This window comes from Ruegeria sp. G2 (genome assembly GCF_056533505.1).
Genome location: NZ_JBQFON010000011.1, coordinates 68,651 through 93,573, shown reverse-complemented (window position 1 = coordinate 93,573; position 24,923 = coordinate 68,651). Strand labels below are relative to the sequence as shown.

16 protein-coding genes are annotated in these 24,923 nt (G+C 55.5%); 10 read left to right on the top strand and 6 right to left on the bottom strand.

The genetic code is table 11. The features are described from left to right. Positions 1-25: 25 nt before the first annotated feature. The 5 genes from tssK to ACR0DU_RS18285 all read left to right on the top strand — a co-directional run bounded on the left by tssK (position 26) and on the right by ACR0DU_RS18285 (position 7,870). Entirely contained in the window at positions 26-1,366 is a 1,341-nt protein-coding gene (tssK, locus tag ACR0DU_RS18305) for a type VI secretion system baseplate subunit TssK (protein WP_480876425.1), read from the top strand. Between the two features lie 108 nt (positions 1,367-1,474). Then, the gene (gene icmH, locus ACR0DU_RS18300; RefSeq protein WP_480876423.1) at positions 1,475-2,896 is read left to right on the top strand and encodes a type IVB secretion system protein IcmH/DotU; all 1,422 of its coding nucleotides are present in this window, start codon (positions 1,475-1,477) and stop codon (positions 2,894-2,896) included. After that, on the top strand, positions 2,893-6,465 hold the full coding sequence (tssM, locus tag ACR0DU_RS18295; protein ID WP_480876421.1) for a type VI secretion system membrane subunit TssM: 3,573 nt from the start codon (positions 2,893-2,895) through the stop codon (positions 6,463-6,465). The genes icmH and tssM overlap by 4 nt, the downstream gene beginning before the upstream one ends. Continuing rightward, positions 6,465-7,151 (top strand): type VI secretion system-associated protein TagF, encoded by a 687-nt coding sequence (gene tagF / locus ACR0DU_RS18290; RefSeq protein WP_480876420.1) that lies wholly within the window; start codon positions 6,465-6,467, stop codon positions 7,149-7,151. Before tssM ends, tagF begins: the two co-directional genes overlap by 1 nt. Further along, positions 7,148-7,870, top strand: coding sequence for a PP2C family protein-serine/threonine phosphatase (locus ACR0DU_RS18285; protein ID WP_480876418.1), 723 nt, complete (start codon positions 7,148-7,150; stop codon positions 7,868-7,870). Before tagF ends, ACR0DU_RS18285 begins: the two co-directional genes overlap by 4 nt. A gap of 58 nt (positions 7,871-7,928) precedes the next feature. On the opposite strand, the gene ACR0DU_RS18280 is transcribed toward ACR0DU_RS18285, so the two are convergent. Then, positions 7,929-10,130 (bottom strand): serine/threonine protein kinase, encoded by a 2,202-nt coding sequence (locus ACR0DU_RS18280; protein WP_480876416.1) that lies wholly within the window; start codon positions 10,128-10,130, stop codon positions 7,929-7,931. Between the two features lie 38 nt (positions 10,131-10,168). Further along, positions 10,169-10,744: an OmpA family protein gene (locus ACR0DU_RS18275; RefSeq protein WP_170543757.1), complete on the bottom strand. Its 576-nt coding sequence runs from the start codon at positions 10,742-10,744 to the stop codon at positions 10,169-10,171. 166 nt (positions 10,745-10,910) lie between these two features. Here ACR0DU_RS18275 and ACR0DU_RS18270 point away from each other — a divergent pair, with 166 nt between their 5' ends. From ACR0DU_RS18270 to ACR0DU_RS18255, 4 genes are all read left to right on the top strand, one after another. Next, positions 10,911-11,750 (top strand): M15 family metallopeptidase, encoded by an 840-nt coding sequence (locus ACR0DU_RS18270; protein WP_170471976.1) that lies wholly within the window; start codon positions 10,911-10,913, stop codon positions 11,748-11,750. A gap of 173 nt (positions 11,751-11,923) precedes the next feature. Then, positions 11,924-13,663, top strand: a complete 1,740-nt coding sequence (locus ACR0DU_RS18265) for a ShlB/FhaC/HecB family hemolysin secretion/activation protein (RefSeq protein WP_170781954.1) — start codon at positions 11,924-11,926, stop codon at positions 13,661-13,663. Next, positions 13,608-17,267: a two-partner secretion domain-containing protein gene (locus ACR0DU_RS18260; protein WP_480876414.1), complete on the top strand. Its 3,660-nt coding sequence runs from the start codon at positions 13,608-13,610 to the stop codon at positions 17,265-17,267. The genes ACR0DU_RS18265 and ACR0DU_RS18260 overlap by 56 nt, the downstream gene beginning before the upstream one ends. A 20-nt stretch (positions 17,268-17,287) precedes the next feature. Further along, entirely contained in the window at positions 17,288-19,222 is a 1,935-nt protein-coding gene (locus tag ACR0DU_RS18255; RefSeq protein ID WP_480876413.1) for a caspase family protein, read from the top strand. A gap of 21 nt (positions 19,223-19,243) precedes the next feature. On the opposite strand, the gene ACR0DU_RS18250 is transcribed toward ACR0DU_RS18255, so the two are convergent. Further along, on the bottom strand, positions 19,244-20,299 hold the full coding sequence (locus tag ACR0DU_RS18250) for an OmpA family protein (protein ID WP_010443420.1): 1,056 nt from the start codon (positions 20,297-20,299) through the stop codon (positions 19,244-19,246). 150 nt (positions 20,300-20,449) lie between these two features. On the opposite strand from ACR0DU_RS18250, the gene ACR0DU_RS18245 reads away from it, so the two are divergent. After that, positions 20,450-21,937: a caspase family protein gene (locus ACR0DU_RS18245; protein WP_480876411.1), complete on the top strand. Its 1,488-nt coding sequence runs from the start codon at positions 20,450-20,452 to the stop codon at positions 21,935-21,937. A gap of 14 nt (positions 21,938-21,951) precedes the next feature. Here the strand turns inward: ACR0DU_RS18245 and ACR0DU_RS18240 are convergent, their stop codons facing one another. From ACR0DU_RS18240 to ACR0DU_RS18230, 3 genes are read right to left on the bottom strand one after another with little or no spacing between them, the layout of a single operon-like run. Further along, on the bottom strand, positions 21,952-22,371 hold the full coding sequence (locus ACR0DU_RS18240; RefSeq protein ID WP_480876409.1) for a hypothetical protein: 420 nt from the start codon (positions 22,369-22,371) through the stop codon (positions 21,952-21,954). Next, the gene (locus ACR0DU_RS18235) at positions 22,368-23,069 is read right to left on the bottom strand and encodes a hypothetical protein (protein WP_319544428.1); all 702 of its coding nucleotides are present in this window, start codon (positions 23,067-23,069) and stop codon (positions 22,368-22,370) included. Before ACR0DU_RS18235 ends, ACR0DU_RS18240 begins: the two co-directional genes overlap by 4 nt. Continuing rightward, complete coding sequence (locus ACR0DU_RS18230) at positions 23,039-24,565, bottom strand: caspase family protein (protein ID WP_170781960.1); 1,527 nt, start codon at positions 24,563-24,565, stop codon at positions 23,039-23,041. Before ACR0DU_RS18230 ends, ACR0DU_RS18235 begins: the two co-directional genes overlap by 31 nt. Positions 24,566-24,923: the final 358 nt, after the last annotated feature.

Below are 24,923 nucleotides of genomic sequence, written 5' to 3'. Positions count from 1 at the left end.
GCGCGATAACAAGGGAGGGCAGCCATTGTCCTGGGACAGCAAGGTGCTATGGACCGAAGGGTTGTTTCTGCAGCCCCATCATTTCCAGCAGGCCGACAGATATACTGAGGCTCTGGTGGCCGGGCTGGCGCGTAGAATGACGCCCTATGCCTGGGGTATGAGTGCGCTTGAGATTGATGACGAAGTACTCAAGGTCGGTCAGATCGCGCTCAAGTCTTGCGCGGGTCTGACATCGGATGGGCAGGTGTTTCGCGTCCCGCAGGCCGAAGATCATCCACCGGCGCTGGAAGTGCCCGAGTCGATCAAGGATTGCGTGGTATATTTGACGGTTCCGCAAAGGCGGCAAGGCGCGTCCGAAGTAGACCTGAGCGGGGCTGAACAGTCGGTTAGCCGTCTGCGTCCGGCAGAGCAGGAAATCACGGATGTGATGAGCCAGCAAAAAAAGCCGGTGACCCTTGGTGTTGGCAAGCTGCGCCTGCAGTTTGCACTGGCTGTTGACGATTTGGCCGACAAGCTTGCCATTCCGATTGCCCGGATCATCGAAGTGCGTCCGGACAAAGAAATCATAATGGACCGTGGCTTTATCCCCTCGGTTATGGATGTTCGTGCGGCTCCGGCACTGGCGGGGTTCATGAACGAGCTTGAGGGTATGCTGTCACACAGGATGCAGGCCTTGGCCGGAAGATTATCTGAAGGCGGTCCTGCCAAGGGTGCTGCCGAGATATCGGATTTCTTGTTGTTGATGGTGATAAACCGGAACTTGCCTCTTGTTCGCCATTTCGCAAATATCGAAAATGTGCATCCTGAACATGTTTATCGCGTCTGTGCCGCGCTGGCCGGAGAGCTTGCGACCTTTATGAGTGCCGAAAAGGAAGCCGTGCAGTTTCCAGCCTATCAGCATGACAATCTGACCGAGTCTTTTGCGCCAGTGATCCGCGTTCTGCGCCAGTACCTGAGCTCGGTTTTGGAGCAGACGGCGATCTCGATCCCGCTGGAGCCACGGAAGTACGGCATAAGCGTAGGGGTAATTGCCGACCGCAAGTTGATCGGAAATGCCGGGTTCGTTCTGGCCATCAATGCCGATATTCCAGCCGAGGATGTACGGAGGCATTTTGCGGGTCAAGCCAAGACCGGGCCAGTCGAGGAAATCCGTCAGTTGGTGAACTCGGCCTTACCGGGAATCACGCTGCGCCCGCTCCCTGTTGCTCCGCGTCAAATTCCGTATCATTCGGGGGTGGTGTACTTCGAACTGGACGCAGCCAGCCCGTATTGGAGCAAAATGACTACCTCGGGTGGGATCGCGGTGCACGTGTCAGGACAGTACCCAGGTCTGCAGATGGAGCTTTGGGCGATCCGCAACCAGTAGGCGTTCGTTTGAAAGACGAGGCCTAGAGAGGTTGCCAAAAAACAATTTGATGGGGCTGCCCGCGTGGGTCACAGTAAGATGCGGGGGCCTTGAGGAAGCAGGAAAACGATGTCCGACAACGATCCTTTTGCCGAACCGGACGACACAGACAAGACGGTGATCCGACCTAACCCGGGTGGACGGCGTCAGCCCGGCGGCACGCAGCGGCAGCCTGCCGCGTCTCAGCAACCGGCAGGTTACCCGATGGAGACTCCACCTCAGCAGCCAGCGGCGGGCGGGGCAGAAATTGGCGTACCACCTGCGCAGGCTTCGCAACCGCGCACGTCGCAGGGTGGAACAGGGCAGGTTGCAACCACCGGCATGAACCGCCTGAATGCCTGTGCCTCGCCTTTGTTTTCGCTCATCAGTCGAATTCGCAACCGCGCGCAACACATGGACCCCGACAAGCTTCGCCAAAGCGTGGTAGCTGAAGTGCGCAGTTTCGAGAACGCGGCATTGCAGGCGGGTATCCCAGCCCAGTCAGTAAAGATCGCACGCTATGCGCTCTGCGCCACTTTGGACGATGTGGTGTTGAATACACCTTGGGGCGGGCAATCCAGCTGGGCCACACAGTCTCTGGTCGGGACCTTCCACCGCGAGACGGTTGGTGGCGATCGGTTCTATGATCTTCTGGCGCGGCTGGAACAAGAGCCTGCGAACAACATCGAATTGCTAGAGTTCGTCTACATGTGCCTGTCACTGGGCTTTGAAGGCCGCTTGCGGGTGGAACAGGGAGGTCCGGACAAGCATTTGCAGATTAGGCAAGGTCTTGCGCGGATCATCCGGGCTCAGCGCGGCCCTGTTGAACGCGATCTAGCTCCGCATTGGGAAGGCGAAGACAAGCCATATCGAGCGCTCAGCATGTGGAAACCGGTTTGGATCGCGCTTGGCGTGACGGCCCTTTTGCTGATGATCGAGTTTGGTGGCCTGTCCTACGCGCTGTCTAATAAAACAGAAAATCTTGTAGGACAGATGTCGGTAATTGATGCGGGTCCTGTGACCGAATTGCAGCGTCGTGCGCCTCCACCTCCACCGCCTCCACCGCAGGCACAGGTGGAAAAGGTCGTGGAATTCCTGAAGCCCGAGATCGACGAAGGATTGGTCGAGGTATTTGAGAAGGACAACACACTGGTCATTCGCATCAAAGGCTCTGGCATGTTTGGCTCGGGTTCGGATCATCTGCAGGATAAATTCCGCGAGCCGGTGCGCCGGGTTGCGGTAGCGCTGAACGACGAACTGGGTGCCGTGATCGTGGCTGGGCATTCGGACAACGTGCCGATCCGGTCCTCTCGGTTTCCGTCCAATCTGGCCCTTTCACTGGCTCGGGCCAAATCTGTCATGAACCAGATGGCCGCCGATTTGTCCGATCCCAAACGGCTTAGCGCTGAAGGTCGGGCCGACAGTGAACCAATTGCCGACAATTCGACTCGAGAAGGTCGCGCGACCAACCGCCGGATCGAAGTCCTGTTGGTTCAGGAGGAAACCCCATGATCGTCCTCAGATTTCTGAAGTTTGTTTTCCTATCCATCTACACGGTTTTGTTCTTTACCGCGACGGCTCTGTCGCTGAGCTTGTATTTCTTCGGGCCTTTGATCGGATCGGATGAATGGCGCCCGTTGGATGGGGTGGCGGCGCGACTGATCTGGTGTGGCGTCATCTTTGCCATCTTCTTGGCTATTGCGCTGACGGTATTCTTTGTCCGCCGCAGACGCGAAAAGAACCTGACCGAAGAAATCACCGAAGCCGTCAGTGATGGCGGTGATATGATCGACAGCGAGATTTCCGAGCTGCGTGGCAAGTTGAAAACGGCAATGGCGGCGCTGCGTAAGTCCAAGAACGGACGACGCCATCTAAACGAATTGCCCTGGTATGTGATGATTGGCCCGCCAGGCGCAGGCAAGACCACGGCAATCGTGAATTCTGGCCTGAACTTTCCACTGGCCGATGAAATGGGAAAAACAGCGATTGGTGGCGTCGGCGGAACGCGTAATTGCGATTGGTGGTTCACTGAAAATGCTGTTCTTATCGACACTGCGGGGCGGTACACAACGCAAGAAAGTGACGCTGAAGTCGACAATGCGGCCTGGATCGGGTTTCTAGGGTTGCTCAAGAAATACCGTAAACGCCAGCCAATCAATGGCGCGATGATTGCGATTTCGCTTTCTGATCTGTCTCTGCAGGATGAAATCACTCAGAAAGAGCACGCGAAAGCCGTGCGCCGTCGGCTTGAGGAGCTGCGCGAGAAGTTGGGTGTCCGCTTTCCGGTCTATATCCTGTTTACCAAAGCTGATCTGATCGCCGGGTTCGCCGAATTCTACGACAATCTGGGCAAGGAAGATCGTGAACAGGTGTGGGGCTTCACGCTGCCATTGGACAAGTCTCGATCCGAGCAATCTCCTGTTGTTGCCTTCGATGAAGAGTTCGCCTTGCTGCTGGGCCGCCTGAACGCCCAATCGCTGGAACGGATGCAGACCGAAACCGACCCACAGCGCCGCGCTCTGGTTGCAGGTTTCCCGATGCAGGTGGCATCCTTCCGGAAGGTTGCGCATGAATTTCTAACCGAGGTTTTTCAGGACAGCCGCTATCAACATCGTCATATGCTGCGCGGTGTGTATTTCACGTCTGGAACGCAGGAAGGCACACCGATTGACCGGCTGATGCTGGGTATGGCCCGGACCTTCGGAATAGGACGTCAGGCCATTGGTACGGGGCAGGGTTCAGGGCGCTCGTACTTCCTGACCAGATTGTTTGATCAGGTGATTTTCCGTGAAGCAGGTCTGGTCAGTGCAGATGATAAGGTTGAACGCCGGTACAGGATTACCAAATGGGTTTCGGTCGCCGCGACTGTTATGGCGGCCGTGACGGTTGGCGCTTTGCTTGTGCGCAGCTTCTCGGGAAATTCCGAGCTGATTGCCGAGGCGCAGGAAGGTGTGTCCGCCTATCAGGCCGCTGCAGCAACGCTTCCACCCAGTCCGGTGGGAGATACCGATCTAGTACCTGTTGTACAGGCTTTGAATACGTTGCGCGATCTGCCTGCGAATCCGACACTGTCAGATCCGGACCCGGAAACGCGCCTGACATATGGTCTGTATCAGGGTGACGTGATTGGTACGCAGGCGGCGCAGACCTATCGCGCCGCATTGAACCAACGGTTCCTACCGCGCTTGCTGCTGCGTCTGGAAGAGCAGATGAGTGCGAATATCAACAATCCCGATGTTCTATATGAAGCGCTCAAGGTTTACCTGATGTTGGGCTTGCAGGGTCCGATGAACCCGAACCTCGTCAATGAATGGATGAATATCGATTGGACGGTTTCGTTCCCTGGCCCTTCTCGTGAGGAATTTCGCGCTGACCTGAATGATCACCTTGAAGCTTTGCTGAGTCAGCCGATGCAGGCCGTTGCCTTGAATGGGCCGATGGTGGAACAGATCCAAGGTATTCTATCGGAGCTGCCCTTGGCGCAGCGGGTGTATAATGGGATCATATCCAGCCCAACTGCAACGGCCTTGCCGGAGTGGCGCATTACCGAAGTTGGCGGCCCTGCCGTTGGTCGCGTGCTGGTCCGGTCATCTGGGAAGCCGTTAAATGACGGGATCGAGGGGATTTTCACCTACAAAGGCTTCAACGACGTATTTTTGGGCGAAGCGGTCGGAGTGGCCAAACGGGTACAAAAGGAAAGCTGGGTTCTAGGTCCTCGCGGAGAAGCCGAGCAAACCGAACTGGCCCTCGCGGCGCTTAGCCGAGATGTTCTGGACCTGTACTACAACGACTACATCGCGCGCTATGACGCCATGCTAGGCGATATCGACATCGTTCCTATGGAAAGCCTGAGCCATGCAGTTGAGGTGACCAACGTACTGTCAGGCCCGACGTCGCCTATCGTGAACATCCTAAATTCGATTTCTGACGAGACGAAACTGACAGAAAGCCGTTCAGCCCTGCCCAATACGGATGCGTTGAACGAAGGGTTGTCAAATGCCGCCAGCCTGGAAGTGCAATCCGCAACCTCCGTCCAAACACAAATCCTGCTGGAAGCGCTGGCCAAGTCCAGCGGTGCAACTTCATCAGAGCCGGTGCAAGAACCGGGCCAATATGTCGAAGATAGGTTCTCTTGGTTGCATCAGTTGGTGGAACAGCAACAGGGACAACCCTCGCAGCTTGATCTTCTGATGGGATCGCTGACCGGTGTGTATCAAGAACTGAACAAGATGTCCTTCAGTGGTGTCTCTGGCGCGGAATCCGGTCAGGCGTTGCAGCAGTTCCAGCAGGAAGCGGCGCGTATTCCTGGCCCGATGGAACGCTGGGCATTGCAGATCATCGATGGGTCATCGGGAATCACGTCGGACAGCACGCGCGCATCTATTAATGCGCGCTGGCAGGCTAATGTACTGCCCTTCTGTGAACAGGTTGTGACCGATCGTTATCCGTTCAACCGCAGATCGGGCGCGGATGTTGCCATGGGTGATTTCAGCAAGCTGTTTGGCCCGCAAGGTTTGATTGATACGTTCTTCAACGAAAACCTCGCGAAGCATGTGGATATGCGTACCCGGCCGTGGTCTTGGAAAACCAGTGTAAATGAGGCCGATCTGGGGATCAGTCAGGCAGTACTGACCCAGTTTCAGAATGCAGCCGAGATCCGAGAAGCGTTTTTTGCAGCTGGCCCCCAGCCGCGGATACAGTTTCAGATCATGCCCGAGGCGCTGGACCCCAAGGCAAAGGGCGTGAAGCTGGAGATTGACGGTCAGACGTTGGAGTTCCGCCATCGTGGAGGGCTTCCATCACCGATGGCCATTGCCTGGCCGGGTCAGGTAGGGCTGGCGCGAGTTAGCTTTGAACCGGAAAAACGCAACATTGAAAGCGTCTTGTCCAAGGACGGACCGTGGGCCTGGTTCCGCTTACTTGACGCAGCCGAGGTGCGGCGCACAAACGTGTCAGACCGCAAGAAGGTAATCTTCAACGTTGGCGGTCGCATCGCGATTTTCCAGCTGCAATCAGGATCGGTCATCAACCCCTTTGCCTTGCCGGCGCTGCAGAAATTCAGCTGCCCCAAGTCTTTCTGATGCCGAAGGCTGGATTTGGCGCATTCGGGAAGATGCCCTCGGTCGGAGATTTCTTTCGGCTCGGGGTAGCACCCGAGTTTGTCCAGCCCTGGGACACCTGGATACAGTACAGCATGCTTGCCGCGTCCGAGTCGCTGGGGCCTGCTTGGGATTCGCATTACATGTCGGCCCCTATCTGGCGCTTCTGCCTTGCCCCAGGCTTGGCAGGTCCGCAGAAAATGCTGGGCGTTCTTATGCCTTCCGTGGACAGAGTAGGGCGACGCTTTCCCCTGACATTGGTTGCAGCGATTTCGAACGAGGGTTCTGCTATTCTATCTCATTTTCGGGCTGCGGAGATTTACGGTCAGCTCGAAGATCTCGCATTGGCTGCGCTCGAGGACGACATGACCCGTGACAAGTTGGCTAAGGAGCTTGAGGCTTTGATCGTTCCAGTGCAGGAGCCAACAGCCCCGGTTCGTGCACAAGGCAACACCTTGGTACTGACGCGCGGAGAAGTATCCGACGGCCTGCTGCCCGATCTTGCTTCGGGATTAGTATCTGATCGTTTTCGGATGCCAACAATTTGGAGCACTGAAATCGGTGGTGTGCCTCGAATGATGGTCTGCGAAGGTTTACCGGAAGGGGCAAACATGCAAGGTTTGTTCAACCTTCACGCTGCAGTCTGGACCGAGGCAAGGCCAATATGAATTCAAGTCACCGCGTTCGGTACAGCGCCCGCAGCCATGTTGGCCTCAAGCGTAAGCTCAATGAAGATGCGGTGCTTGCACTGCCCGAGGAAAACTTGTGGCTGGTTGCGGATGGGATGGGCGGTCACGAGGCGGGTGATTACGCCAGTCGGCTTGTTGCGGATATGGTTGCGGCCATCCCCCCGGGTCTGCCACCGTCAGACCGGATGGTCACATTGCGCGATGTGCTTCGGCAGGCCCATGCGGCGATCCGCGCCGAGGCAGAGGCATGCGGTGGCGGAACCATCGGCACGACTGTTGCCTGCATGATGTTGGCAAATGGCCATTTTGTTGGGCTGTGGGCCGGAGACAGCCGAATTTATTTGTTGCGGAACAATCAAATTCAGATGCTTACCACCGACCATTCCGTGGTCGCTGATCTCGTTTTGGCCGGTCAGATGAGCTGGGACGAGGCTGAGCAACACCCTCAATCCAATGCCATCAACCGTGCGGTGGGAGTTGGGGATGAGCTGGAATTGGACAAGATCCGTGGCGAAGTTCAACCGGGGGACCGGTTCCTGATATGCTCGGACGGATTAAGCAAATATGCTACTTTTCCAATGCTCGAAAAAGCGCTGTCCGAAATGCCGATTGAGACGGTGGCAGATCAGTTGATCCAAATCGCTCTGGATGGGGGTGGCGCAGATAATATCTCGGTGATTGTTGTCGACATTCCCTGAAGGCAAACGATGCCTTCAGGCGTCGCTGATGCCTTAGGGTTTGCAGTTCGAGGCCAGGTTATTGTTCCAGCGTAGTCAGAATACGGCTGTCTAGCGACAGGATCTGCGTATCGACGTTGCGATCTTGCTCGCGCAGCGCTTCGGCATATCCTGCTGCGGATTCGGTCGTTGGTCGCAGGGTGTCGAATAACTGTTTGTCACTATGCAACACGATGACTTTGCTTTTGCCCAAGGTGGAATCATCAACCTCGAAAGCAATGCCTCCGTTTTCCTGGCTCTCTGGTATCGAATAAGCAACGCGTACTGACATGGGTCCTGTTTGGCCTTCCCTTAAGGCCGGAATGCCGTTTTCCTGGCGCGTCACGTTGGGCAGCAGGTGGAATACGTTTCCCGAGACATCAAGAACTGAAACAGACAGAAATCCGTCCTGCGCATCATCTGGCAGTTTGACGTCGATCACCGGGTTCTGGCCGACGATAAAATCACCATTGGGATTTGGCGCGTTACCCTGTTCACCATTATAGAATGCGATCGAAATATCGCTGGTCGGTGCAGTCGGAAGATAGTTCTCGATCAGACACAGGGTAGGATTCAAGAGCGCAATCTGATCCAAATCCACAGGTCGTGTGCCAACAAGCGCCGTCAAAGCGGTTTCAAGCCCGATTAAGCTGTCCTGAGACGCCAGTGTGCCGCTCACCCGAACCGGGGTTTCAAGCCCGTATCCGGTTGTGGGCGGGTCAACCAATTGCAACGTGCCACAATCGGCCAAGCCTGCCAAAATTGGTCTGATCTCTGCTGCTGTAACGAATAGAGATTCAAGTTCCAGATCAACTGTTCCCTGCAGCCCAGCAGGTAATCCTGCGGAAAAAAGCTGCTCCAACTCTGTGTGCAGGGCCTTGTTCGTGGTCTGTCCGGTCAACTGGGCGTCATTGCCGTTCACGACCAGACGCCATTCTTCCAGGTCCATTACCGCGTCTACGACATCGCTGACGGCGCTTCCCCAGGTTTCTGAAATGTCGCCCGATGCCAATGTCAAATCGACCGTACCGCCATCTCCGGTAATCTCGCGTGTCATAGCATCCCGAGTTTCTTCCGATGGTACGAACCCGACCGCACGCGGGGGCTGCCCATCGCGTTTGTCCGCTACCAATGTGTAGGGCGCGACGGCGGGGTATGACGGGCCCAACAGTACATCGAAGGTGCCACTTAGATAGCCGCCAATTCCGGTCCCGCCGACGATAACAACGCCCAAGGTGGCCATAAGCCCCATCCGCGACTTTTTTGCGGTAGCAGGCTGAGAGGGCTCCGGTGTCTGCACTTCCTGAGTAGGCGTGGATTCAGGCGCGGCCATCGCAGGTGCGGGTGCGCTACTTTTAGGAACAATTATAGTGGCATCTTCATCAGTGTCAGGGATTGCCCTCTCAACTGGTTCTGATCGTGCAGAGGCAAGCGCCCTTAGTACATCACCGGCCGATTGAAATCGGTCATTTGGATCCGGGGCGGTCATCTTGTCGAGGATGGATTTCAGAGGCTCAGGCACATTTGTTGTGTCCAGGGGCTCTTTCTTGCTTTCGACAACCTCCAGCAGGTTGCGCCCTGAGTTTGCTTTTTCGCCCCGGAAGTTTGCAAGTAGCAACGCGCCCAAAGAGTAAATATCTGTGCGTTGATCGGTTTTACCCGACAACTGCTCGGGCGCTGCATAGGCATATTTGCCGGCAAATTCACCACCCACGATAGTCTCCGCGCCAGGATTGGTGTCCTTGGCAATACCGAAATCGATAATCACCGCCTGTGCAGGATCGCCATCACGTAGGATGATGTTATCCGGGCTCAGATCGCGATGGACGATATTGCGGGCATGGGCGGCCTCCAATCCCTCGCACACCCGTTTGCACACAGTGAGAATTTCAGGCGCAGACATCGGACCCTCGGCCAGCTTCCGGTCCAGTCCGGGTCCGTCGACGTAATCCATCACCAGATAGACATGTCCGTCGGCGGTGCGGTTATTTTCAGAATACCGCACAACCGCGTCGTGGCGGATGTCGCGAATTTCTTCTTCTCGGGTCAGAAGGACAAGATAATCGTCGTTACTGGAGAATTCGGCCTTCAATACCTTGAGTGCGGCAAGTCGCCCCGAAATCTCGGAGCGTGCCCGGTAAACGTCTGACGTTCCACCCCGCCCAAGGATCGCTTCGATCCGATAGGTATTGTTCACCAGATCGCCCGGCTGAAACAGGTCACCTGTGCGGGATTCAGTCATGCCGCCCTCGAATTTAGTTGTTATCAGAGGAGACTAAATCAGCCGAGAGCCTGAAATTCAACGCGGCGATTTTCATCTGCACGCGGGTTATCCTTATTCAGAGGTTGTGCTTCACCGACGCCGAGCACTTCCAGGCGTTGGTCCGAGATGCCGCAATCGCTGACAAGAAAGCGTTTGACCTCTTTTGCGCGCAACAGAGACAAGTTTTGATTGTACTCCGCAGATCCTGCGCTGTCGGTGTGTCCGATAATCTGAAAGACATTCACGTCGACGTTCTTCATCGCCTGACAGAGCGAGGCCAATTTCGGTTTTTCATCGTCCCGCAGTGCGGCCGAGGCGAAATCGAAACGAACCTGAATGTTGACCTGATCTTCTGTTGCGACGGGCTGATACTCGGCAGGCGCTGCAGCAACAGTGGTTTCAGCGGTGTCTTGTGTAGTTTCGGTGCCGGAATTTGAGGGCACGATCACAAGTCCGCGTGTTTTTTGTTTGTTGAATGCGTCGGTGATTTCGTCGGCTGTCAGTTCATTTGACTGCGCCAGTGCAAATTGTGTCGCACATACAAATGCAAAAGCCGAAGCCCCGATAGTTTTCGTCGATGAAAATGCAGGCATTACTGAAGTCCTTCCATATTTGAGACAAAGAGTACCCCTGCCTCTGAGCAGCGACAATGAAGAAAGTCACATATGAGATTAACAATTTCGGGCAAAGACGTGACATCCTGTCCGTCGACTTCTAGGTTGATGCATAAAGGCAGTGAGACACAGGAAAACATAGCAGATGCGCACCGTTCCAGCGATAATCCTTGGTGTGGCGATAATCCTTGCCCCGATCATCTGGTATGTCTTCCCTATAATAGTCCCTATTGAAAGTGATTTTGAGGGGCCCGCAATCGACTCAGGCGCCCGGATCGAGATAGAAATGCTGAGCCAGCAAGTCGAAGACATGCGCAATCAGATTGAACAGTTATCTCTGGAAATCTCCCGATCGCAAAGCGGTGGACCTTTGTTGCAACAAGGTGCCGACGGTGCCGATGATTATGGCTATGACAGCACCACACCAAACGACATCATCGATGCCTATGCTCAGGTTGTTCTGATTGCCAATCGTAAGAAGGTGAATCAGCAACTTCAGCTGGCAAATTCAACATTCTTGAAAGAGACGTTTGGTCTGCCGCGCGAGGACTTAACAGACAGTTGCCAGTCAATGACTAATCCGCGTCTGGAAAGTCTGCTGATCCTTGAAGAAGTGGGGCCTGTTCGTGTGCGGATGCTGAAACCTGCAATCGATTCCCTGCGCACTGTATTCGACAATATCCGACGAACCGATCCTGATTTATTTGCCCGTATTAATACGGCAGGGTCTTTGTGTGTCCGCCGAATTCGAGGAGCGACATCCTCAGCCTCGGCGCATGCTTATGGACTGGCTGTTGATCTGAACATCGACGGTGTGCTGGACACTTTGGGCGATGGAAAAACTCAACTTGGCCTCACTATCCTTGCCGATTTTTTCCGCCAGGAAGGCTGGGTCTGGGGGGCTGCATGGGGGCGCGAGGATTCCATGCATTTCGAAGTCAGTCGAGACAAGATAGAAGAGTGGCTGGAACAAGGTCTGCTGTAGTTTCGCGATCCGTAGCGCGTTATGTGAAGTTGGACACGGACTTCAAAGCCACTAAACGTGATACCCAGAACAGTAATTCCAACGAGTTTTTGTAAATGGTAAATACAATCTTGCTTTGGCGTATACGCTGGGTTTTTCTGAGTACTGTTTCTCGCCTTCACCAAAGGTCACCAATGTCGAAGCTACTGCCTAAGAAGTTTCAGCGCCTCCAAAATATCAGTGTGATATTTTCACTTGCCGCCGGCAGCTTGAACATTCTTGCGGATAGCGCCTGGGCGCAAAGCGCGTCCAACATTGCGCCTTCGACGTTTCAGCCACAAAATCAGCAAAGCACTGGGCCAGTGACTGTGGCGCGGGATCCGGGTGCTCCGATACCGGAGGGTGCGGACCGGTTATTCGTGACGGTTGGGCGGGTCGATATCGAAGGTGCTCTGCCCCAGATGGAGAGTGCAAATACCGCCTTTGTTGAGCGGTTGTCGGGCAAGCGCGTTGCGGCGTCTGAAATCTTTGCTGCGACCAACCGTTTGGAAAGCGCGTACGCCAATGCCGGGTTTGTTCTAAGTCGTGTAGTTTTGCCGCAGCAGACTCTGCGCGACGGTGGAACCCTTCGCATTGTTGTGGTTGATGGGTTTGTCGAGCGCATCGATGCCCGGAAGGTTCCCGAACAAGTGCGCGACCGGGTGGTGGCGATCACTGAACCACTGATCGGCAAACGCGGTATCAGGCTGCAAGAGATTGAGCGGGCACTATTGCTAGCGGGTGATACATTTGGAGTTCGGCTGGCATCGACCCTATCAGCCGGGGACGCCAATGGCGGAACGATTCTAACACTGGACGGAGAATTCAAAGAAATTACCGGCTCATTTGGGTTCGACAACACGTTATCGGATGAGCTTGGTCCCGTGAACCTGAGTCTGGGGCTTGAGATGAACGGTTTTCTCGATCTTGGAGAGACCTTCTACTTCAATGTGGGCGGGTCACCTACGCGGTTTTTCTCGAGTGACCCTGAATACCGAATAGTCGCGGCAGGTACCGTATTCCCGATTGGCTATGATGGTCTGACGTTTAATGCAGAAGTAACATCCAGTAAGGCGCGCCCCGAAACAGACCTTGTTCCGAATGAAAGCGAATTCGAGAGGTTGTCTCTGAGGCTGTATTATCCTTGGATTCGATCGAGGCAGCTAAACCTGACATCGCAGCTGATCTTTGACCGTATCAGCGATTCTCAAGATTTGCTGATCGGATCAGATTCAGTTCCGGTATACGACGACGATACAAGCGTCTTGCGCGCAACATTAGATGTTACGCGAAACTATGATAATGGGGCATTCTTGCGCGGCAGTGCTATCCTGTCTCGTGGGTTAGATGCATTTGGAGCCAGCACATCGGTCGGGCCTGATGAAGCGCCTTTGTCTCGGCAGGGTGCCCGTGCCGAATTCACCAAACTCGTTTTGGCCGGTCAATATCAGCGCCCGATAAATGCCAATTGGTCATTGAATCTAAGCGGCCGCATTCAATCTAGTTTTGGCGATCCGCTAGTTACATCTGAGCAGTTCAGTGTCGCCAGCTCGAGCGAGCTGTCAACGTTTGACGCGGGCTCGCTACGTGGTGATGATGGTTGGGTCGTGCGGTCCGAAGTGGGACGATCTCAACAGATTGAACTCGCCGGAGTTCCGCTGCTGTTGAAGCCCTATATCTTTGGTGCTTATGGGGAACTGGGATTAGAACAGCCTACGATATTTGAGCAAAGCACCACCACGGCCTATTCCTATGGGATCGGCGCTGATTTGTTTATCATTGAAAACTCGACCTATAAGTCGGGTTCGTTACGAGTTGAGTATGGGAGAGGTGAACGCGATGACCTGGGAGCTGATGGAAACCGCTTCAGTATCGTTGCGAGCCGGAGATTCTGAGCGCACCGACAAGATACTTCGGACTGCGATAGTTTCAGCCACGGCATTGCTTTGGGGCACGACTGCGATGGCGCAGTCCTTGCCAACAGGTGGTTCCGTGGCCTCAGGCAGTGCGACAATTTCGCAACCCAGCGGCACACAACTGGACATAACTCAAAGTTCAGATACCGCTATTGTGAACTGGGACGGATTTTCGGTCGGTTCCGGTTCGACGGTTAACATTCATCAGCCCAGACAGCAGAGCGCCATCCTGAACCGGGTGACGGGTGATACCACTAGCCAAATCCACGGCCAGTTGAACGCGAACGGGCAGGTTTTTCTGGTCAATCCCAACGGGATTTTCATCGGGCCGAACGGTCATGTGAACACGGGCGGCTTTGTGGCCTCGACGCTGGCGATTTCTGATGACGACTTCCTGAATGGCCGGTATCGCTTTGAGGGCAATGGCAATTCAGCCTCGGTCGACAATGCCGGGACGATATCGGTTGTGCCGGGTGGCTATGCGGCGCTGGTTGGAGGCAAAGTGTCCAACTCGGGCCTGATCCGGGTGCCGCTGGGCAAGGTCGGGCTGGGCGCGGGCGAGCAGGTGACGCTTGATGTTTCAGGCGACGGTTTCCTGCAGGTTGCGGTTCCGTCAGACAGCGACGATGCCGCGATGGAGGCGCTGGTCACCAATTCGGGGCGGATCGAGGCTGAGGGTGGCATCGTCCATCTCAAGGCTGCCAGCGCGCGTAATGCGGCGCGGCAGGTGATCAACATGTCCGGCGTGATTCAGGCGCAATCTGTCGGTGGAGTATCCGGCGCGGTTGTTCTGGGCGGCTCAGGCGGTGCGGTTCAGGTCGATGGCACCATTGACACCTCGGCGCGCGAGACGGTTGTTGCAACGTCACTTCGGCCCCGGCTTCGCGGTCAGGATGGCGGCGCAATTACGATCACCGGTGAGGCGATCGCGCTGACCGGTGCCACGCTCAGCGCCGATGGGTCCGGCACCGGGAATGGCGGGACGATCCGGGTTGGCGGAGATTATCAGGGCGGCGGCACGCTGCAGACTGCGCAGACAACGCAGATTGATGCTAGTTCGACCCTGACCGCCGATGGCGGCGATGAGGGCGATGGCGGGCGTATCATCGTCTGGTCCGATGATCTGACCACGTTCCAGGGCCAGATTTCGGCCCGGGGCGGTGACGTGTCCGGCGACGGCGGCTTTGTCGAGGTTTCGGGCAAGACAGATCTGATCTATCGCGGTTTCACCGATCTGCGCGCGGCGAATGGCGCCTTCGGCGATCTGCTGCTGGATCCCGTTAACATTACGGTCCCCGGCACAATTACCGAGGCTGATCTTGAAGCCCAGCTAGCGGCCGGGAACGTCACCTTGACGACGTCGGTAAGTGGCCCTGAAGACGGTGATATCACTATCAATGCTGATATCGACTGGACCACTGCCACCGATCTGACGTTGATCGCAGACAACATCATTACGTTCAACGGCGCGATCAACGGGCCGAACGGCGGACTAATCCTGACGGCGCTGGGGGCTGCCAGCCCCGCCGGAGCGGCGACAATTTTGACGGGTGCTGGCGGCGACATCAACGTCGGCGCGTTCACGATAATAGCAGGATTTTGGGATCAGGTTGGCAGCTCGCTCCCATCTTTCGCGGCGGGCGATTTCTCGATCACGGACGGGGCCACATTCCTGAGGGCGCTGGGTGGTAGCGGAACTGCCGCCAGCCCCTATCAGTTGACGGATGTCTATGGCCTGCAAGGGATAGACAGTTCGGGGCTGGATAGCGCCGACTTTGAACTGGTAAACGACATTGACGCATCGGTTACATCCGGCTGGTCCGGGGGGTTTGACCCGATTGACACCTTCTCGGGGTCACTCGATGGCAACCGATTTGCAATCGATAGTTTGACCATTGATCGCGTCGATGCGGACGCCGCACTGTTTGTTTCTTTAGGGACGGGCGCTTCGATATCGAACCTCAGCCTTACCAATGTGAACATTGATGGCGGAAACGCTGCGGGTCTTGCACTACAGAACGCAGGATTGATCAGTGGCGTATCCGTCGGCGGCACGGTGACGGGCCAGAGCTTTTCCAGCGCTTCGGTGGCCGTCGGTTTGGTCAATTTCAACGAAGGCACGATCGAAGAAAGCTTTTCCACAGCGCGTATCGAAGCGATTTCGCCCGCAGACATCTCGGATTCTACCGTGATCGGGGTCGGGCTGGTCTCGGACAACGTAGGCACGATTGAGCGGTCAAACAGTTCCGGGCCGATCATCTTGTCAACCGTAACGGGCTCTGGCGATGGATTGGGGGCAGGTCTGGTGGCATTCAACAGCGGAACAATCCGGGATTCATATTCAACGTCCGACATCACAGCCATCAACCTTGATGGCACCGTGACCATCGGTGGTCTGGTGATAGACAACGACGAAAACCTGGATTTCGGAACGGTTGGCACAATCGAACGCACATTTGCGGCGGGTGACATCACGGTGGCTGGTGCGGGATCGACAAACATTGGTGGTCTGGTCGTGTCAAATGATCCTTCGGCCTCGGTCACGGCTTCATTCTGGGATAGCCAGTCTACGGGGGTCAGCACCAGCGACGGTGGCACAGCACTGAGCACATCACAGCTGCAGGACACCGAGAGCTTTTACAGACGCGCCTCTTCTCAGGGCTGGGATTTCACCAGCGTATGGGCACCGGGTACAGGCAGCACAAACCCAGCAAACTATACCACTTCGCCTGTGCTCTTCGCCATACCTGACGATGTTGCCGTCCCGGCCGGCGAGACATCTAGCGCCTCCACGACGGGTACGGTCTATGGTGGGCCATCGCTTTATCGGTTTGGTCCGGCATCCGATACGCTGAATACTTCCAGCGTTTTCAGTCCGTTGAATTTCGCCAGCACTTCACCCGGGGCGACGACCTTTACATTGGGCAGAAGTTCAGTGACCAGCAGCGGCGGGCAGGTCTATACGATTGCCGCTTTGCCGGGGGCGGCCGTCATTACAAACGGCACGATTATTACAGTTCCTCCGACGCCTACAATTGAGGTTACGCCGACCGTCGACACTACAATCACCGGCGGAGGTGGCGGAGGCACAGCCGTGACAACTGTCGCCGAGGCGGAAGCCGCGCTGGGGACAGTCGAAAATGTGTCGCAGGAATTTGACGAAGAGATTGCATCCTGTGCCAGTAGTGGTGAAAGCGTTAGCGAATATCTTGCCTGTCTGGCCCAGGCGATGGATGAGTATGCTGCCGATCTAGATGGGATCGTTAAGGGCCTACCACCGGGACTGGATTCAGTTGGGGATATCATCCGCGGTGCCAGTGCCGGTATCCGCGAAACTGGCGAAGAAGCCAGCCGCCGTCTGTCGCTTGCCACGACTGCCGAGGAACGCAACGCGATTCGACGCGAAGCTGTCCAGCAGGCACGGCGTCAAATTCGTCAGGCTCAGAGGGAGATCCGAAAAGCTATCACGTTGATAAGAGCAAGCGATCCCGAACTTGCCATCATCCAGAACCAGCAGGTAGAAACGATAGTGGCGGCTGTTGGTCAGGCGGAAATCGGACTGACGCGCGCCATCGGTCTCTAAGACGTCGGAGAACTTAGCCAGTGTACCTGAAACGTTGCCTCGCGGCGCTTCTACTGTTGATGTTCGGTGCTTCAATGGCACTGGCTGACAAACGTGTTGCGCTAGTCATCGGCAACTCGGACTACTTGTCGGTGAGCCCGCTGGACAACCCGATCAACGATGCTTCCGATCTGGCCATCGCACTTGAAGGGCTCGGGTTTGAGGTGTTTCTAGGCACCGATCTGACGCATGATGAAATGCTGTCACTCGCAGAATCTTACGGTGCAACTGCGGCGGATTCCGATGTGTCGCTGCTTTTTTATGCAGGCCATGGGTTTCAAGTGGGCGGGCGCAATTATCTGGTGCCAGTTGATGCTCAGATCACGGAACCGGATGACATTCCGGAACAGACGATTCAGATGGACGAATTCGTTAACCGAATGGAACGGTCAGACGGTATTCGACTGGTTTTTCTTGATGCCTGTCGCGACAATCCTTTTGAAGGCACCGGAATTGAGGTTGGCGGTGACGGGCTGGCACGTGTTGGCAGTGCCGCGGATTTCATGTTTGCTTACGCGACCCAACCCGACAACGTGGCCTATGACGGCACCGGTCGAAACAGTTTTTTCACCGAAGCGTTGCTGAGCCATATCTACACGCCCGGACAGGACATCTCGGATTTGATGATTTCGGTCCGTAAGGATGTTCTGGCTTCAACGGGGGGACGTCAAATTCCTTGGGACAACTCGTCTTTGACGCGGCAGTTCCGTTTTGACAACAGCCCCGTTACTGCCTCGGAAGAGACGTTGCTGTGGCAGGTTGCGGCTAATGCGCAGGATGCCTCGCTCATGCAGCTTTACATAGATCGCTACCCGCAAGGCGCACATGTGAACGAAGTTGTGGCATTTCTGGACCGGGCAGGGCAGGCGCAAACGCTGACCCGCGCGGTGACCGTCGAAGAGGAAGACGAGCAAGCCGAGCGTCTTTGGAAACTTGCACAGCGCAGCCGCATGCGCCCGCTGCTCGAATTCTATCTGGAGCAATACCCCAACGGTGCTCATGCCGGTCAGGCGCAGCGCTTAATTTCATCAATTCCGCGCCCCGAAGACAGTACCCCGGGCGGTATATGTGAACGTCTTGCGACCCATCCCCGAGACCGAACGGCCAGCATCCCTGGGGTGCCATTCAGCCGCCTTCAGGAAAACGCATTGACGGCTATACAGGCCTGCAGTGCTGCCACTGCGCAGACGCCTGATCTGTCGCACTACGTAGCCTTGTTGGCGCGGGCAACCATTGCTGCAGGGGATGTGGATCGCGCCGTTACGCTTTACAAGCAGGCGGCTGAGGCAGGTGACTTGCGGGCGATGGTTTCGCTGGCTCAGCTGCATGAAAGCGGAACAGGGGTGCCACAGGATCAGGACATGGCGCTGTCTCTCTACGAACGCGCGGCAGAAGGCGGCAGTTTTGACGCCATGATCAATTTGGCCGTGACACTATTCGAAGGGAATATCGTGCCTAAGGACGAGGCGCGCGCGATCGCGCTATTGCAGCAAGCCGCCGAAGGTGGATCAGCCAAAGCAACCTTCAACCTTGGTGTGCTGGCGCAGGATGGGGTTTCCGGAGAGCCAACAGAGGCACTGAACTACTTTGAGAAAGCCGCGCGCGATGGTGAATATCAGGGGTATCTGGCGGCGGCGATCTTGTTGGATGAGGGGCGTGGCGTTGCACAAGACCCCGTCGAAGCAGCCCGCATGTTGCTGCGGGGTGCGGCAGAAGATAACGGCACGATTGTGAACCAGTTGTCCCTGGCTTCGGATCAGTGGACACGGGACACTTTGATGGAAGTGCAAAAACTGCTGCAAAAAGCCGGCTACTACTCCAGTACCATCGACGGTGTGCCAGGACCGAATTTCATTTCAGCCCTGCGACAATGGCGCAGCGGCGGGTTCAATCCGATTATTCTGGCTGGGGATTGAGCCCTTGTTCTTCAATTGTGGTTAATTCACCGGCACAAATTCGATCCGACGATTGCGCCTTTTGCCTTCGGCCGTATCGTTTGAAGTCACAGGACGGCTTTCACCATAGCCGACGGTTACAAGACGTTCGGGTGCGATACCCTGATTGACCAGATAGGTGTTGACGGCCTGCGCGCGACGTTCGCTGAGCACCCGATTTGCTGAATCCGAGCCGTCACTGTCTGTATGGCCTCCGATCTCGATCGTCAGTTCAGGGCAGCGATCAACGATATTGTGCAGGTTGGTCAGCAGCGGGATGGACGCATCTGACAAGCGGGCGCTGCCCGAATTGAAGTAGATGTTGCCTGTACGCGAAAGAATCTCCATGCGGCCTTCACAGGCTTCGCGGTCAAGATTGCCTTTGGTTTCGAGCGCTGCGGCCCCGGGGGTCGTCGATGCCGCGACAAGTTGCGGAGGGGTGCCGGCTTGCGCCCGGTCGAACACGAAGCCAAAGCTGACGAACCCGAAGGGCAGGATGTCAACGCCTGCAGCCTCCTGCAGTTTGCCCCGCCCTTCTTCGAGGTTGAAATCGGGCAGCGCGATTGCAATCGGTGTAGTATTTGCCACTGCGACACGGTCATTGTCGACCAATGTGATGGCAACCTGCGCGACACCGTCCTTTGTTACGCCGTGCAGCGACAAGGTATAGGGCAGGTCAATGATTTTGTGACGTGCCTGATGCAGGTCAACCAACTTTTCGGGTGGTAGCTGCGCTGTGATGACAGCCTCAGGGTAATTGAAGGTCTCAAAAAACAGAAACCGCATGCGCACATTGCGCAGATCAATGTTTGTATCGACACTGTCCATCAGAACCCTGATCTCAGCGGCACCATCCGGGTTGATCACGCCTGTGAGCGTTGCAAAGCCACTGTTTTCAGCCACCGAATTTTTCTTAACGGACAAAAACTGCAATTCGGAGGTTTCGGCATCAAGCGTCCAGCCATGCTCAAATGGATCAGCGCTCTGTGCCGATGCGGCATTCGAAAGTACCAAGAGCGCGATGGCAATAAGAACTCGCATCAAGGTTGAGCGTGGCATGTGTGAACCTCTTCCTATGCTTGATACTCAAATCGGAATATGTCAGTCCGTGGCCATAATAAAGCCAAAAGACACATATAACCAATTTCTAGCTGGCTTGATGTCTCGGCGTCACGGATATGCTAGGATGAGGGTGGCAAAGGATCTGGCGTGTTTCGCATTTATTACGTTCTGATTGCGATGATATCGATATCATGGGTCGCTCAGGCAGGGGCTGAGACGCGTATTGCGCTTGTGATTGGGAATTCTGCCTATGGTTCAGTCTCGCCGTTGGACAATCCGGTCAATGACGCAAAGCTGATTTCGGAAAAGCTCACTGACCTTGGCTTTGATGTCCGAAATCTGACGGACAGTAGCCAGATTGAGATGAAAAGGGCGATTTCCCAGTTTGGCCGTGACCTGCGTCAAAGTGGTGAAGATGCGGTCGGGCTCTTTTACTATGCCGGACATGGCGTACAGTCCTTTGGTTCGAATTACCTGCTGCCGGTCGATATCTCACTCAGTGATCCGGCTGATCTGGACTTGATGGCAGTTGAAGCGCGTTCTGTCCTGCATCAAATGGCATCGGCACATAACAAGACCAATATTGTCATTCTTGACGCTTGTCGGAACAATCCATTCGAAAGTCTTTCGAACATGGATGACAATGGCCTGGCCGAGATGAAGGCCCCGACGGGCACTTTTCTTGCCTATGCCACCGATCCCGGTGGGGTTGCACTGGACGGCGAAAAAGGCAACAGCCCGTTCACACTCAGTCTGGCAGAACATATCGAAACACCGGGTATGGCGATCGAACAGTTGTTCAAAAAAGTTCGCGTTGACGTACTGCAAGAAACGCGCGGCCTGCAAACCCCTTGGGATACATCGTCTTTGACACAGGACTTTGCATTCTCACCGCAGGTCCAAACGCAAATCGCCAATAATCAAAGTGAAGATGACCTGTGGCAGGAAGCGATTACCACACGCGACCCTGTTCAGATCATGCTCTTCATGCGGGCGTATCCCAATAGTTCGCGTGCCGAGGAGGCTAGCAGTTTATTGCAGACGGTTATGGCGGAGTCCTTTGGGACATCCCCGCTGCTCGGAGCGAATGCGCCAGAGCAGCAGGAGGAAGTTGCCGAGGCTAATGAAACAGAACGCCTGATGTATGAGCTCGCTCTGGCCGACGATACCGTTCACGCCTACGAAGTGTATTTGCAGAGCTTTCCCGAAGGCGCGTTTTCGAGCAAAGCGGAGGACCGTCTGGCGGCCCTGAGGTATGGACAGGAATCCGTGACACGTAAGACCGCGCCCGATTCCGACGTGTCAGAGCCCCAAGGCGGGGTTGATGCGTCAGCAGATGTGCTGGTTACACTGGACTCACTGCTTGATTTTGGAAACGCGTATGTACGCGGGCAAACCATCAATCAACTGGTGGTGGGCACGCCACAATTTCCGCCAATCGAGGGGTTGCCGGACGAGTTGTGGAAAGATCAGAACTGCTCCAATTGCCATCAATGGACACCCGAAGCCCTTTGCGATCAGGCACAGACCTACGTGAATCGCCCCGAGGCCGGGAATGTTACCAAACAACACCCCTATGGCGGTGGCCTAAAGGTCAATCTCCGCCGCTGGGCTCTTGGTGGGTGCCAGGGTTAATGCGCTGAGGCGGATCAACCCGACAGTTTGGCAAGATCGGCGCTCAGGGCGCGGGCTTCAGCGATGCTCTTTTGTAATGCTGCCAGTTTTGCATCCGGCTTTGCACCGGTAGGCGTGTCATTCAGCACACGGTCGATGCGGGCAGCCGTTGCGGCGTCGCCCCCTCCGATTGCATCGCGCTGTTGAAGAATATTCAACTTCAACTGTGCCAATTCGGATTCAGAATTCCGGATTTGCGCGGCGAGGGCTTCGTTGCGCGCCTCTGCGGTGGCCACATCCCCCTCGGCAGCAGCGATGCGATCATCATAGGCTCCGGTTGTGATACCTGAGACTCCGGCAAAGAAACCGCCGTCCGCCGGATCGGTCGTGGTCTGACATCCGGCCAGCAATAGGCAGGGCAGGGCGGCGAAACGAGTTGGTGTGCCTTTCGTCATAGCGAAGATGCCAGATCGTTTGCGATCCCGCGCATTTGCGTGATCTGGTTCGAAAGGGCGGCTAAATCTCCGTCAATCGGTGAGGCGGTCTGACCACGTTTAATCGTCAGGTTCCGGGCCTCATTGAATTCAGCCTGACGTTTGGTCGCTCCGTCGATTGCAAGCTCCATCTGAGCAAGATTGCCATTTGCCTCGGCAAGTTCTTTTGTGACCTCCGCCTGATCGGCTGTGCCCGCTGCTACGCTGGCGTTCAGCGCGTCAAGTTCGGCTCTTTGCGCCGCAAGAACCTGGTTCATAACGTTCAGCGTCGTTTGCATTTCACTGGCATTGCGATCCAGATCTTTTTTGATTTGCCGCAGACGTGCCTCGCGACCAGCATAGTTACGCTGAACGAAGGCGACGTAGGTTCCGGCTAGGGCACCCGCCCCGAGGCCAACTGAAATACCTGTCCCAATATCGTCACTACCGCCAAGGCCAAATCCGATTGCGCCACCGGTTACACCACCTGCGATGGCACCTTGCAGGATTGTTTTCTGCATCGCCGCGGCTTGTTTCGCTAGATCGGCCTCAGCCTGTGTTGCTCCCGTGGAGCCAGTCGCAGGGGCCGAGGTCTGACTGCTATCCCCGCAAGCCGAGAGGGCAAGAGATACCGCAACAAGTGCAGCACCTATTCGGGAGGGATGAGATCGGTCAGCCATTGGTAACTTCCTTTTCTACTATCTTCTGCCTGCGAAACGTGCCGCAAAAAAAGAGCTGCGTCGTTTGTCATTCGCGCATCGGCGATGTTCAGATCCCGCGGTGCTGATGCTTTGCTTATTATTGACGCATCAATGCCAGGAGGGAAGAAGATGACAGCGCGATTTAGAACTTCTTCGTAGTAGCTTCGGCTTTGGTCCAGACGGCGCAAGATGATTCCGCGCGATCGATAGATATCATAAATGTCGTTGCGCGCCTGTTGCAAAATGGGCAAGGCATTTGCGTCGGTACGGGCAATATCCTCGATTTGCCGCAATGCATCTTCGGCGATACCAAGCGTGCGTTCCAGGCTGCGCAAGGCCACAATATCGGTGCGTAGTCTTTGCAGCGTGGTGGTGGCCAGAAAAATCGACACTTGCGCCGCGTCTTGAAGCAGGCGGTCAGCCGAGGCAGTTTCGCGTTCTGGCAATTGGCTACGATAATTGTCCAATGCTGGACCCAGGTCGCGCGTCTGGGGGTCATTCAAATACCCCAGAGCTACCAATGCCGAGGCAATTTTGTTGGGATCGGCTTCGGTTAGCGAGGCGTTGATCGGCGCCAGTGAAGCTGCAGGTTCCGGTAGGGGAGCGGCTATCCTTTCGCGCGCAAATGAAGCAAACAATCCCTCCGGGTGGGCCTCTAGGTATCCCTCGAAATCCTGTGCATTCGAACTGGAAGCGATGCGCCGCCAATGTTCCAGATCAATGGTGTATTCGTCTTTGGGGGCACTGCCAGCCAGAACCGGCGCAAAGCTATACTCATCCAGAACGGATTCTTCGACCCAGGGAATTTGGCGTCCATCTGTCTCAAGAACGACCTGTTGGCGCACGCGACCCAACATCAGCCGCACGTCCAGATTGGGTGTCGCAATGTGATCGAGAAGACCTGAAGTGAAAACGCTGTTTTCTTCCAATCCATCATAGGCCACATTGCCGGGGTCAGTGGCATAAGCGATCAGCAAACCGGCTCCGCCACGAATTCTGACCAGCCCATTTTCGACCATCCCACTTTCAGTGAACGGGTTGTTGCGACAAGCGTCCAAGAGCAAGATCCCGATATCTGGTCCGGCCCTGGACATCACATCGCGCACCAAATCTAGGGTCATCGAGCTTTGCCTGAGCGCCGATAGATCGTTGCCTGCAAAGTCTGTGCCAATCAGATGATTTTCTCCTCCGATCTGGACACCGTGTCCGGCGTAGAAGAAGACCGCCATCTCAGCACCCTTCGCCGCGACGCCGAATTGCTCTACTGCCCTTTGCATGGCTTCTGCGTTCTGATCCGTGGCTTGGGTGACGGCAAATCCAAGCTCCTCCAGTGCAGCGCTCAAGGCTGCGACGTCATTTGCCGGATTGCGCAATGACATTTCTGGGGCTTCATAGTTTGAATTGCCGATTAATAATGCCACACGCTCTTGGGCATATACCTGCGTCGCAAAAAACAAGACGTTCAAGAACGTCATTATGAGAAAAATGCTAGTTGGCTTGGCCGGATGGAGCGGGCTCATGCAGTTAGGTTAGCGCAATAGATTGAAAATTTACAATTGGAGTTTGTATGGTTTGGTTCGCCCGCAAGCTATTCTGATAGATTGGCTCCATTGAAACTTTTTTGACCACAAAAATCGCTGAGATCAAAGACAGTTCCGTCAAAGGGCAGAGTGAGCAGAAACCTTGGGGAAAGCTCTGCATTCATGTTGTTCCAGAATGATTTTTGTTGCGCCAGGTCTGAGCAAGATCAGCATTGAGGCTGCAATTCCTGTAAACGATGACTGATCTAATACAAGAATTCACGCCAGATTACTGACTCTACTACCATTTGAG